The following is an 11,813-nucleotide window of genomic DNA, read 5'->3' on the forward strand; positions in this document are numbered from 1 at the left end:
ACAAGTTTTTCAGTTAGTCTTTTCTCTTAAATCTAGCATAAAACAAACTCCATCATCCCTGTTTTTAACAGTAAGTTTTCCGTTGTGATGTTCTTCAACAATTATTTTAGACATATAGAGTCCAAGTCCTGTACCATTTTTTTCACTCTTAGTAGAAAAATAAGGGTCAAAAATATTTTGTAGGATATTTTCTGAAATTCCCCCTCCATTATCACAGATTGAGAGTACTTTATTATTAACTGTTATATCAATACAAGGGTTTGAAATATTTTTTTCCCGAAAATTATCCTGTGCATTTTTTAAAATATTTAGAATAACCTGCATAATTTCGCTGTCATACATTTTTATTTTTTCTAAACGAATATAATTAAAAGTCACTTGAATATTATTATTTTTCAAAGATGCAAGAATGATATTTAATGATTTATCAATAACTTCTTCAAACGTGCATAAAATTGACTGCTTGTTTGGTTTATAAAAATTTCTGAAATCATCAATGGTATTTGTCAGGTTTTGAACAAGATTTTCAATAACATTTAGCTGTTGTAAAAAATAATTTTGACACGCTTCCTGCTCTTGTAAATTATTCAGATTATAAGATTCCAGCTCTATTTTCATAGATAAGTTAACAGATGTACTGGCAATGGCACCAAGAGGCTGTCTCCACTGATGTGCAATCATTGAGATCATCTCTCCCATTTGTGCCAAACGGGATTGTTGTTGGAGTTGCTGATCCTGTTTTCTGTTTTTCGCTACTTCTTGTTGAATCCGCTCTTCGAGTGTTTTGTTTAACTCTCTGAGTTTCTTCTCCTGCTGGACCCTTTGTGTAATATCTTCTATAATAAAAATCGTCCCGTCAAGCATCGCTCTCATTTTTATATTCAAAATTTTATCTTTAAAAGAAAACTGTTCTATATCAACGCTTAGTTGATTTTTCTGAATCATTTTCTCCACATAGATATCAATAATTTCCGGAACCTCAAAAAAAAGTTTTTTGTAATCTTTATCTATATAATTATGTAAATTTTCTTCGTTGATTTCTAAAATTTCTAATATATTACTGTTGAGCATACTAATTTCTGAATTTTCTGAAACAGTAAGAATCCCGTAGGGAATATTTGTAATGATGCCACTTAAATATTGATGCAGGGCGAGGGACTGCTTAGTTTCTGACATTGTTCTCTTCCCTCTTTACAGCTATTATCGTTGAAGCATCATCAAGATTATATTTATTGAAAATATCTGTTGCCAACTCTAAAGTTGATAAATTACAGACCTCTTTATTTAAAAAATCATTATACTCAATACCGTCACTTGCCAGTACAATACAAAACTGCTCAGGAAGCAACTCTTGTTGTACTGATAAATCTTCAGGCAATTTCAGGCAGGAAGCTTGCGTATATGCTTGAAATTTCATCTCAGGATAAGAGAGAATAAAACCATTTCCCAAAATCAGATATTCAAGTTTATCAGGCAACAAACGCAACAGCACAAGAGTGATATCTTCAAAAGCATCATTATTCGAAAGCATAAGGTTGATATACCTTACAATGTCTTTTAAGGGCAACCGGTACTCTTCCAACAGAAGTCCTTTTACACTTTGTACGGTTTTATATGCCGACAGATCATCTCCTTTGCCTTCAATAATAGCAAATAAACTTTTATCTCCATCATAATGTTTAATAAAATATGCATCACTGTTAAACTGACTTGCCTCTTTTTTTACAGAAACTGGAGAGTATTCATATGTAGGTTCATCAATATATTTTCTAAGAATAATTGATGTTCCGCTTGTATCACTTTTTTCAATCAAAAACTCATCAACCGATCTTTTTGCAGCACCAAGCCCAAATCCCAGACTGTCTTTTGCAGAAGAGTTACCATCTTGTAAGGAGTGTTGAATATTTTTTATACCTTTGCCTTTGTCTTCAATATAAACTTCCAGCCCTTTGTTGTTTTGTGTATATCTGCAACTTACTTTGACATCCTTTGCATAGCGAATACTATTAATAACAATCTCTGTAACTGCAATTGAAAACATGCCTGCATCAAACCGGGAAAAACCAAACTCTTTCGCTATTTCGTTTATTTGTCTTGCACACTGATAGGCTTCAATCTCATCTAAAATATGGAAAACAAGTGACATAATACAACTATTTTTCTGTTTTTATAAGTTCATACCCTGTAACTTTAAAACTCACAAGCAGTGCATCTTGCAAATTTCTGATTATCTGTATTCCGCTAAACTGAATATCTGTTTTTACCATCTTCTCTGCCAACTCTGCTTTAATACCGCATATAATAGGTTCAATACCCATCAGTTTAAGTATATTTCCCAATCTGTTTATATATCCGGCAACTGCTGTATCAATTGCATCAACATTGTATAAATCTAATATTACGCATACAATTTTGTCTGATTCACTGATTTTGGTTATTTTTTTTGAGACATCTTCTATACGAGCTGAATCCAACAGTCCAAATAAGCTTACATAAATACACTCATCTGTTAATTTGTTTGCAACCATAGAAGTTTCAAGTCCGATTTGCTTCTTGCTTAGTGCCATTTTTTTATCCATTTTTTTCTCCTAAATTATTTTTTCATTTGGTTCATAAAAATAAAAACCTTGATAATCATCCACCTGAAAAGATTTTAATATTTCAAAAATCTTTTTAGAGTGTACAAATTCAGCAATTACTTTTATATTGAGTTTATGAGAAAACTCCACTATCGCTTCTACAAGAATAAAAGATTTTTCATTTTTGTCAATATCTTTTATAAGCGAACCATCTATTTTAATATAGTCTGGTGCTATGTTTAAAATATTTTCAAAATTTGAAAATCCGCTGCCAAAATCATCAATGGCAAATTTTACACCATATTTCCTAAAACGATTAATAAATATTTTTATATCATCAAAATTTTCCATACTCTGACTCTCAGTAATCTCCATAACAACCAATGAACCGACATCAGGATTCTTTCGAATATAGTCCTCAATCTCATCGATAAAAAGTTTGTTTTTAATATCATTGACTGTAAAATTAATGCCAATAGGTGTTTGTATCTCTTTTATCTTTTTCAGACTCGTAAATATTACATACGAAGAGAGTTGCGGGTAGAGTCCTGTTTTTATTGCAATATCCAAAAAAAAGTAAGGAGAGATCAGCGTGCCATCCTCATCACGAAGTCGCATGAGTGCTTCATATTTGACTACTTTTTCTTCCTGATTGACGATACCTTGGTAAACTGTAACAATATCATTATTCTCAATTGCATTTTTAATCTTGTCTTTCCAGATAAGAATATCCTGTTTTGCAGATCGGTTATCAATAGTATTGGAATACATCATATACTGTTTTTTATGTTTTTTAGCATACTCCAATGCAATTGTTGCATATTCGTACGAATTATATTGTGAAGTTGATATACCTACAGTAACTTCTATGGAAATTATGTCCTGCTCAGTTACAACCCGAAAAGATGCAAACTCTCTGAAGAAGTCTTGTAGAAAAATTTCATATTTTTCAAAGTCAATATATTCACAGTCATCCAAAACAACAAACTCATCTGCAGAAATTCTATAGGTTTTATAGTTTTTACCTGCAGTAAAATGTTGTAAAAAATGAGCAAACTCTTGTAATACAAAAGAACCTGTCTCTGCGCCATAAATTTCATTAATAGATTTAAATCCATTGATATCTATAATAAAAATAATTGGTACCGTAATTTTTTTTAAATCTTCAAACAAAGCATAGCGGTTGCACAAACCGGTTAAATCATCAAAATATAGCTTATGCCTCAACTCCTGCGTTTGTTTTTTAATTTCTCTTTCAAGGTGTTCTTGATAATTTTTAGCAAGTGTCTCCAGGTGAATCTTTTCCAATGCTTTTTTTAAAACTGTAAGAAACTGTTGATAGATAAGCGGTTTTATAATAAATCCGTCAATCCCAAGCTGAATCGCTCGTAAAATATATTCTGCATCATTATAGGCAGATAAAATGAAGATTGGAATTTTTGTATCTTGTTGGCGAATTTGTTCTATCATATCAAGACCATTCATTACAGGCATATTTATATCTGTGATAATTATATGAAATTTTTCATTTTTAAATTTTTCTATTCCCTCCTGACCGTTTGTAACGACTGTAATATGGGTAAAGATATTTTTCAACATCTCAAATGTGCTTGTTCGCGCATCTAAATCATCTTCGACAAAAAGCAAGTGAAGTTCTTTGGCGTAATTTTTCAACTCCTGCAGTGGCACTATTTTACTCCTCTATCATTAAATCAAGTAAATTAAAAAGCTCATTACTTGCATTTTCCATAACAGTAAAGTTTTTGATAATCTCTTCTGTGTTTTCAGGGAAAAGAGCTGTTTTACTCTCGGCAAACTTCATGTTTTTTATGGCAGAGTCATGAACTGCTTTGTGGTGGGCATCAAGTTTGTTATACACTTTTGTTTTGCCAAACTGCTTTTTACCGTCATTAAGATACCATTTTCCAAAACGGCATGAAAGATGATCTGCTAACGGTTCCGAAATATTCTGACTTAAGAGTGTCGAATATGCTTTTGATTTAAAGACTATATGATCAATTTTTGCAACGGATACAAGGAAAATATTGTTAATATGATTTGCATTATCGGCAGTTTCTTTTGCTGATTTGTTAAAACTTTTCAGTGTCGTATATAAACTCTCCAGATATTTTTGAGACTCTTTTGCTAATTCATACATTGTCTCAGACTCTTCCGATATTTCATTGGTTTCTTGTTTTAGAGTTGAAATAGTCATAGATATCTCTGTCGTAGCTTTTTGTGTTCTTTCTGCCAGTTTTCTTACTTCATCGGCAACAACGGCAAAACCTCTGCCGTGTTCACCGGCACGTGCGGCTTCTATCGCAGCATTGAGCGCAAGCAGGTTTGTCTGTTCTGCTATATCTTGAATCAATTCAACAATGGTAGAAATTTCTAATGACTGTTGATTGAGGGCATCAATCCCTTTTACTGTTTCAGTTATGCTTTCATCAAGTTTTTCAAAATTCTTTTGAACAGATTCTATCGATTGGATACTGTCCTGCGATGCTTTGCTGGTATCTTTTGATGTTTGTAAAATTGTCTTGGATATCTCATTACCAAACTCTATATCTTTTTTCACCTGTAAAACACCGCCAACACTGCCGCCTCCGATTTCATTAAATTTTTTCGAAAGATTTCCCTGTGTTTTTAACTGTATTCCTGACTTAATACCCTCTAATGATTTATTAATCGGCTCAACTGAACGGGCAAATATACCTTTAAATCCATCTTGAAACATCACTATACTGTTATCACCATTAGTTGCAAGTTTTATAGCAGTTTCACTGTCACGCATGAATGCCTCAACCTGGTCTAATAAATTATTGTAATTCCATGCCATATTATAGTATTTAGAATCTTCCGGAATATTGGTAACTCTTTTTTCAAGGTTGCCGTTTGCCGCGTCTGCCATGACACTGTTTATCTGATCCAGTAGTGCTTCATCACTTTTTCTTTTTTTATTTTTGAAGATTGAGAATAAATTCATCGTAGTTTTTCCCTTCTTGTTGTAATTGTTTTTCCAATATTTTCAATGAAGCACTTATGCCGCCACTCGCTTCAGCTTGACGTAACTCTCTATAGAGTTTTTCAATTATATGTACACCTCTTGCAGAGGGAGCTCTTCTAACCGAATAGTAGCCTACAATATTTCCATGGACATCTAAAGATGCAGTAACATTTGCAAAAACCCAATAATAATCTCCGTTCTTTGTAAGGTTTTTCACATAAGCATTGATATACTTTTTGACTTGAATACGATCCCACAAAAGTTTAAAAATGACACGCGGCATATCGGGATGTCGCAAAATATTATGTGGAGCATTGAGTAACTCTTTTTCTGAATAACCCGATATTGAGATAAAATATAAATTACCATAAGTAATCCGCCCCTTCGTATCTGTTTTTGAGACAATAAGCTCATCTTGCTTCATTTGTATTTCCATAAAATATCCTAGTAAAATTCTATTAGAAAAATTATATTATTTAGAAGTGTCAAGAAAGTGTCAAAAACTAGATACTCAGAGAATAACCTAAATCTTTGTGTGTTTGTATTGAGGATGAAGGGATTTTTTTTCTAAGGCGCTTAATAAAGCTTTTTATAGAATCTTCCGAAAACTCTTTCGTGTCTTCAAAAAGATAAAGGTGTAGATCAATAGCAGAAAAAACAGTATTAGGATAGCTTAAAAACAGATCTAAAAGTTTAGTTTCATTGGCACTCAATATAATCTCTTTCCCTTCCAAAAAAAGTTTTTTCAACTCTCTATTCCATAAAAATCCATCTTGAAAGGGGAGAATTGTTTCATATTCCTCTTTATAAAAAAGAGATACAGTCGTTAAAATATTCAACAGTTCTTGACGCTTAATAGGTTTTTGCAAAAATCCTATAACAGCTCCAGTATTAATAAGTTCAATAAAATAGCTTGTTTCATTATAAGCAGATATAACGATAAATTTTTGTTCTATATTTATAGATAATATTTCTTTTGTAAGTTCTATGCCGTTTAAGTGTGGCATCAAAATATCTGTAATTACAAGATCGATATTCGCAAGATTGTTCTTATATGCCGCTAAAGCTTCCCTCCCGTCAGATGCAGTATATACATGAGAGAAAAAATTTTTCAATAAAGCAGTTGTACTTTTTCTCATCTCCAGGTCATCTTCCGCATATAAAACAGTAAGTTTTTTTGTTGTAGATAATAATTCTGTATTTGTCACCTGTTCGCCTGATTTAATTAGTTACAATTTATTATATTTTTATTCTATATAGTGAATATTCAAAAATGTAATTGTTCGATACAATTATGCGAATATTATTTGATATGTCAGCCAAACTTCATACTTATGCATAAATATTTTCAGCTGTTGTTTCAAGTTGTAACAGCAGTATTGGGGTTTAAGATAGTAGAAATTGAGAAGGAAGTGTATTCATAGTGCGGGAAGAGGAGATAACGACGCAATTGCGCCGCTATTTGAATTTCGTGCCGATTAATTACTGAAAAAGTGAAATAAGCACACCAGCTGCTACTGCTGAACCGATAACTCCTGCCACATTCGGACCCATTGCATGCATTAAAAGCATGTTTGTACGGTCATATTCCATACCGACCTTATTTGATACACGTGCCGCCATCGGAACGGCAGAAACACCTGCTGAACCGATTAACGGATTGATTTTGTGTCCAGGGAAAAGGTTCATAAACTTCGCCATCAATACACCTGCTGCAGTTCCTACAGAAAATGCAATAATTCCTAAAACCATAATAAACAAAGTTTCAGGTACAAGGAACTGATCAGCTGCAAGCTTCGAACCGACACCAAGTCCCAAGAAAATAGTTGTAATATTGATAAGGGCATTTTGTAATGTATCATTCAAACGTTCAACAACACCTGATTCTTTTAAGAAATTACCGAACATAAATGCACCGATAAGCGGTGTAGATTCCGGTAAAACCAAAATTGCCAGCATCAAAACAAGGATCGGGAAAACAAGTTTTTCCAAACGGGAAACATGACGAAGTGTCGTCATCTTGATCTTTCTCTCTTTTTCGCTTGTCAGTGCTTTCATAATAGGAGGCTGAATAATAGGCACCATCGCCATATAACTGTATGATGCAACCGCAATAGCTCCCAAAAGTTCCGGTGCAAGTTTCGTTGCGATAAAGATGGATGTAGGACCATCCGCCCCGCCGATAATCGAAATTGCAGAAGCCTGCTGCAGAGTAAAATCAACAAAACCAAAATGAGCAAGCGCAACAGCACCCACAAGTGTTCCAAAAATACCAAACTGAGCCGCTCCGCCAAGCAGTGCTGTTTTAGGGTTTGACAACAGTGGACCAAAATCAGTCATTGCCCCGACACCCATAAAGATGATAATAGGAAAAAGCTCATTTGAAAGTCCCATATTGTAAATTACACCAAGGAAACCATGTTCTCCTGCAATACCGGCTATAGGAATGTTCGCCAGCAGTCCGCCAAAGGCAATTGGCAAGAGTAACAATGGTTCAAACCCTTTTGCAATTCCAAGATAAAAAAGCAAAAAGACGATAAGAATCATAATCACACGGCCCAGACCTTTATGAAAATCACTCATTTTCTGCCCTGTTGCACTCATCTCATCATCTCTTGGACTTACAAGAGCGACAATTCCTGTTGATTTGAGAAAATTTACTATCATTTCACCCATTGGTTTTGGATGATAGTTTTCTTCTTTATGTGTTGATTGTGCTTCTTGAGCAACTGTTGCATGCTCTGATGCCATTGCATTTGAAAATGCAAAGAGCATTATAAGAGCTAAAAACTTAAGTACAATTTTTTTCATTCGCTTATCCTAATACTGCTACGACTTGACCTTCTACAACTTTATCGTTTGTAGCTACATTAATAGACTTAATAACACCACCGCGAGGCGCCACAACATCTATTTCCATTTTCATAGATTCTAAAATCATGATTACGTCACCTTCGTTAACACTTTGACCCGGATTTGCGACAATTTTCCAAACATTACCCGGAAGAAGTGCTTTGATTTCTACATCATTTCCTGACACAGCAGGTGCTGCCGAAGTTGTTGATGGAGCAGTGCTCTCACCATTTACTGCTGTTACCTGAATATCTGCATCACCCTCTGCTACTTGAACACTAAACTTTTGACCATCTACTACTACTGTATAATTTCCGCTACCCATTGAACTTCCTTCACAATCTTTTTCTGTTTCTTTTTTCATTTCTGATATTTTACGAACGTTTAACTCACCTTCACCTTTAAGGAAAGTGATTCCTTTTTCCTGGCATGCAGCCGCTATAAAAATATTTTCTTCTGTTATTTCTATACCTTCTTCTTTAAGTCTGTTAATCCAGTTCTCTAAAGATTTTGCAGGATCCGCATCTGCCAAATCAAGTGCTTTTTTTGTTGTCGGCTCAAGTTTTAACTGCTCTGAAGCAATTTTAACAATTTCCGGATCCGGTTCAACCGGAGTTTTTCCGAAGTATCCTAAAACCATTTTTCCGTAACCAGGGGCAATGGCTTTCCATGGTCCCTGCATTACATTGTTAAGCGCCTGTTGGAAATAAAACTGAGAAACCGGCGTTACCGATGTACCGTAACCGCCTTTTTCTACTACTTCCTGCATTGCCGCGATAACATCCGGGAATTTATCCATGATGCCGTTGTCGCGCATCATTTGCGTATTTGCAGTCAAAGCACCGCCAGGCATTGGTGAAAATGGAATAATCGGAGAAACCATTGTCGCTTCAGGAGGCATAAAATAATCACTCAGACATGACTGTAACTCTTTCTCATAAGTAAGAATTTTACCAAGTTCAAGTCCGCCAAGGTCATAATTCATTCCCTTTGTTGCATGAAGCATTGTCAAAATATCAGGCTGAGATGTTCCACCGCTTACAGGAGAAGCTGCCATATCTATACCGTCAACACCCGCCTCAAGCGCAGCCATATAAGCAGCTACAGAAACACCGGCAGTCTCATGTGTATGCAGACGTATGTGTGTATCTTCTCCTAAAAGTTTTCTTGCCATTGTAATGGTCTCAAAAACTTTTTGAGGATTTGATGTCCCGCTTGCATCTTTAAAACAGATACTGTCAAACGGAAGACCGCTGTCCAGAATATCACGAAGTGTTTTTTCATAAAACTCGACATTATGAGCACCGTGACATCCCGGTGGCAAGTCCATCATAGTTACAACCGCTTCATGTTTCAAGCCGTGATGTTTGATTCTCTCAGCAGAATACTTCAGGTTTTCCACATCATTGAGTGCATCAAAGTTACGGATTGTCGTTGTTCCGTGTTTTTTAAACATTTTTGCATGCAGGTCTATCAGTTCTTTTGAACCGGTATCCAGCATTACAGTATTTACTCCGCGGGCAAGTGTCTGCAAATTTGCATCCGGACCTACAATTTTACGGAACTTGTCCATCATTTCAAATGCATCTTCTCTCAAATAAAAGTATAATGATTGAAATCTTGCTCCCCCACCAAATTCAAAGTGGTTAATACCTGCCATTTTTGCGGCTTCTACTGCCGGAAAAAAATCTTCCATCAATACACGTCCACCAAATACTGACTGGAAACCATCCCTGAAAGTTGTATCCATTACATCTATAAATTTCTTAGCCATTATAATCCTTAACCTTGTTTATGGTGTGCAATTGCAGCTGTTATTGCTGCAATTATCTTTTTGTTGTCTTGTTGTTGCTGTGTTGCATTCCCAGAAACAGTCTCTTCAGCTGCCTGTGGTTCAGGAAAAAATTTATGTATTATCAATGACATCAGATTGACTGAAAGAATCATTATAATTAGAAATACGAACACTGTTCCCATTCCTAAAAACATAAATTTAACTCCCTCCATAATGAGGTTTGCTTCCATAAAATTACCCTTTATTCATAATTTGTGGGCTTAGTATAGTATAAAGATGTTTAAATAAAGTTGTTGAAAAAACTTTATTTTTAAATTACTGCACAATTGTTACTTTTTGGTGACTTAATTTCATCACTTAAACTAAACACTAATTGTTTTTAGCTAAAATTAAATTACTGCACAATTGTTACTTTTTGGTGACTTAATTTCATCACTTAAACTAAACACTAATTGTTTTTAGCTAAAATGTTTTTGACAGATAAAATATTAGGATGTTTTTCAGATGATAGCAGGTATGTACGAACAGAACTTCATGGCTTATATAATTTTTGGTCTTATCTTGAATTTTGTATTTTCAATTATGTTTGGAATATATTTAAGTAACAATATCGGCATGAAAGAGATGATAGAATCCAAAGGAGACAAAGAACAGCCATTACTCATACGCTTAAGTCTTTTTATTCCTTATGCAAAAATGCTTGTTACTCTTTACAGAGTTACAATTTTACAGCTCTTTTTTCTCAACAAAGGATATACACACAAAGAGTTTTGGATTTATATGACGAATGAGCAAAAAGAAAACTCCTAAAGGAACAATATGAAAGATTTTAAGCTTAAACTTGTCCTTACTGCTTTAAGCGCAATTGTTTTCTCATTTATATTTATACTTTTGGCATTTGCCTTGCCCATACACAAAAAAGAAGAAAAAATATCCATCAAGCCAAAAGGGAAACTTGAACAGATTTCTCATTCCTTAAAAAACAGATAACTGTGTCAGAGACGCTCTTTATTTATAAAGAACTTTTCACTTCAATAAGCTTGAGTGTATCATAAGCACACTTTGGACTCAGTTTGATGGCGCAAACCTTTAAAGCCTCCAGACAGGCAAGCAAATAGTCCAGGTTGTCTTTTTTCATTAATTCATAAAGAAGTATTTCTGCATCTTTTATGCGTAAATTTCTTGCGACACCGAGATTTTTATGTGCCAATTCTCTCAATGGGGTGTAATCCAAATTGTCATGATTGTCCTGTGAATCCTGAAGTGCAGCCAAATAACTCTCAAACTGCACAATTGCCTTGATTACCTGAGCAACATAATCATCAACCAGTTGAGAAACCAACTCTGTGTCTAATCCTAATTCGTGTACGGCAATCGAAATATCATACCGGTAACCGTCAATTTTCAAATCACGCAATACCCCTGTTCCCAGTAAAGTGCATACCCGTTTGGCTTCATGCAGCAGTTGATCAACAGATTGTCTGTCCGATGGTTTTAAAAAGAATTTTAATTTTTTTAACATAATCATAAGATATCATATAATTTGTGTGAAACAGATAAAAAAGAAAAATAAAAGAAG

Annotated in this window: 13 protein-coding genes; 2 read left to right on the forward strand and 11 right to left on the reverse strand. The window is 34.5% G+C overall.

Annotated elements, in window-relative coordinates; genetic code table 11:
- Positions 1–9: 9 nt before the first annotated feature.
- The 10 genes from ETP70_RS07520 to ETP70_RS07565 form a co-directional block, all read right to left on the reverse strand.
- A complete protein-coding gene (locus ETP70_RS07520) occupies positions 10–1,176 on the reverse strand; it encodes a sensor histidine kinase (protein ID WP_151900609.1) in 1,167 nt (388 codons plus the stop codon).
- The gene (locus ETP70_RS07525) at positions 1,163–2,146 is read right to left on the reverse strand and encodes an ATP-binding protein (protein WP_151900610.1); all 984 of its coding nucleotides are present in this window, start codon (positions 2,144–2,146) and stop codon (positions 1,163–1,165) included. The genes ETP70_RS07520 and ETP70_RS07525 overlap by 14 nt, the downstream gene beginning before the upstream one ends.
- A gap of 7 nt (positions 2,147–2,153) precedes the next feature.
- Positions 2,154–2,579, reverse strand: coding sequence for an STAS domain-containing protein (locus tag ETP70_RS07530; RefSeq protein ID WP_151900611.1), 426 nt, complete (start codon positions 2,577–2,579; stop codon positions 2,154–2,156).
- 9 nt (positions 2,580–2,588) lie between these two features.
- Positions 2,589–4,268: an EAL domain-containing response regulator gene (locus ETP70_RS07535; protein WP_151900612.1), complete on the reverse strand. Its 1,680-nt coding sequence runs from the start codon at positions 4,266–4,268 to the stop codon at positions 2,589–2,591.
- A 4-nt stretch (positions 4,269–4,272) separates the two neighbouring features.
- Positions 4,273–5,565: a methyl-accepting chemotaxis protein gene (locus ETP70_RS12715; protein ID WP_151900613.1), complete on the reverse strand. Its 1,293-nt coding sequence runs from the start codon at positions 5,563–5,565 to the stop codon at positions 4,273–4,275.
- The gene (locus tag ETP70_RS07545; protein WP_151900614.1) at positions 5,537–6,022 is read right to left on the reverse strand and encodes a PAS domain-containing protein; all 486 of its coding nucleotides are present in this window, start codon (positions 6,020–6,022) and stop codon (positions 5,537–5,539) included. Before ETP70_RS07545 ends, ETP70_RS12715 begins: the two co-directional genes overlap by 29 nt.
- A gap of 67 nt (positions 6,023–6,089) precedes the next feature.
- Complete coding sequence (locus tag ETP70_RS07550) at positions 6,090–6,794, reverse strand: response regulator transcription factor (protein ID WP_151900615.1); 705 nt, start codon at positions 6,792–6,794, stop codon at positions 6,090–6,092.
- A 274-nt stretch (positions 6,795–7,068) separates the two neighbouring features.
- Entirely contained in the window at positions 7,069–8,397 is a 1,329-nt protein-coding gene (locus ETP70_RS07555) for a sodium ion-translocating decarboxylase subunit beta (RefSeq protein WP_151900616.1), read from the reverse strand.
- A gap of 4 nt (positions 8,398–8,401) precedes the next feature.
- Positions 8,402–10,213, reverse strand: coding sequence for a biotin/lipoyl-containing protein (locus ETP70_RS07560; protein WP_151900617.1), 1,812 nt, complete (start codon positions 10,211–10,213; stop codon positions 8,402–8,404).
- An 8-nt stretch (positions 10,214–10,221) separates the two neighbouring features.
- Positions 10,222–10,464, reverse strand: a complete 243-nt coding sequence (locus ETP70_RS07565) for an OadG family protein (RefSeq protein WP_151900618.1) — start codon at positions 10,462–10,464, stop codon at positions 10,222–10,224.
- A gap of 274 nt (positions 10,465–10,738) precedes the next feature.
- Here ETP70_RS07565 and ETP70_RS07570 point away from each other — a divergent pair, with 274 nt between their 5' ends.
- Both ETP70_RS07570 and ETP70_RS12415 read left to right on the forward strand, forming a co-directional pair.
- Positions 10,739–11,044, forward strand: a complete 306-nt coding sequence (locus ETP70_RS07570; RefSeq protein WP_151900619.1) for a hypothetical protein — start codon at positions 10,739–10,741, stop codon at positions 11,042–11,044.
- A gap of 9 nt (positions 11,045–11,053) precedes the next feature.
- Positions 11,054–11,224, forward strand: coding sequence for a hypothetical protein (locus ETP70_RS12415; protein WP_188109962.1), 171 nt, complete (start codon positions 11,054–11,056; stop codon positions 11,222–11,224).
- Between the two features lie 22 nt (positions 11,225–11,246).
- On the opposite strand, the gene ETP70_RS07575 is transcribed toward ETP70_RS12415, so the two are convergent.
- Entirely contained in the window at positions 11,247–11,756 is a 510-nt protein-coding gene (locus tag ETP70_RS07575) for a hypothetical protein (RefSeq protein WP_230973239.1), read from the reverse strand.
- Between the last annotated feature and the right edge of the window lie 57 nt (positions 11,757–11,813).

The sequence above is a fragment of the Sulfurimonas hydrogeniphila genome (assembly GCF_009068765.1).
Lineage (GTDB): Bacteria > Campylobacterota > Campylobacteria > Campylobacterales > Sulfurimonadaceae > Sulfurimonas > Sulfurimonas hydrogeniphila.

Excerpts from the sequence above, each read along its gene's own strand:
- ETP70_RS07520 (WP_151900609.1), bottom strand. The coding sequence starts at position 1,176 with ATGTCAGAAACTAAGCAGTCCCTCGCCCTGCATCAATATTTAAGTGGC.
- ETP70_RS07525 (WP_151900610.1), bottom strand. The coding sequence starts at position 2,146 with ATGTCACTTGTTTTCCATATTTTAGATGAGATTGAAGCCTATCAGTGT.
- ETP70_RS07530 (WP_151900611.1), bottom strand. The coding sequence starts at position 2,579 with ATGGATAAAAAAATGGCACTAAGCAAGAAGCAAATCGGACTTGAAACT.
- ETP70_RS12715 (WP_151900613.1), bottom strand. The coding sequence starts at position 5,565 with ATGAATTTATTCTCAATCTTCAAAAATAAAAAAAGAAAAAGTGATGAA.
- ETP70_RS07545 (WP_151900614.1), bottom strand. The coding sequence starts at position 6,022 with ATGGAAATACAAATGAAGCAAGATGAGCTTATTGTCTCAAAAACAGAT.
- ETP70_RS07555 (WP_151900616.1), bottom strand. The coding sequence starts at position 8,397 with ATGAAAAAAATTGTACTTAAGTTTTTAGCTCTTATAATGCTCTTTGCA.
- ETP70_RS07560 (WP_151900617.1), bottom strand. The coding sequence starts at position 10,213 with ATGGCTAAGAAATTTATAGATGTAATGGATACAACTTTCAGGGATGGT.
- ETP70_RS07565 (WP_151900618.1), bottom strand. The coding sequence starts at position 10,464 with ATGGAAGCAAACCTCATTATGGAGGGAGTTAAATTTATGTTTTTAGGA.
- ETP70_RS07570 (WP_151900619.1), top strand. The coding sequence starts at position 10,739 with ATGATAGCAGGTATGTACGAACAGAACTTCATGGCTTATATAATTTTT.
- ETP70_RS12415 (WP_188109962.1), top strand. The coding sequence starts at position 11,054 with ATGAAAGATTTTAAGCTTAAACTTGTCCTTACTGCTTTAAGCGCAATT.
- ETP70_RS07575 (WP_230973239.1), bottom strand. The coding sequence starts at position 11,756 with ATGTTAAAAAAATTAAAATTCTTTTTAAAACCATCGGACAGACAATCT.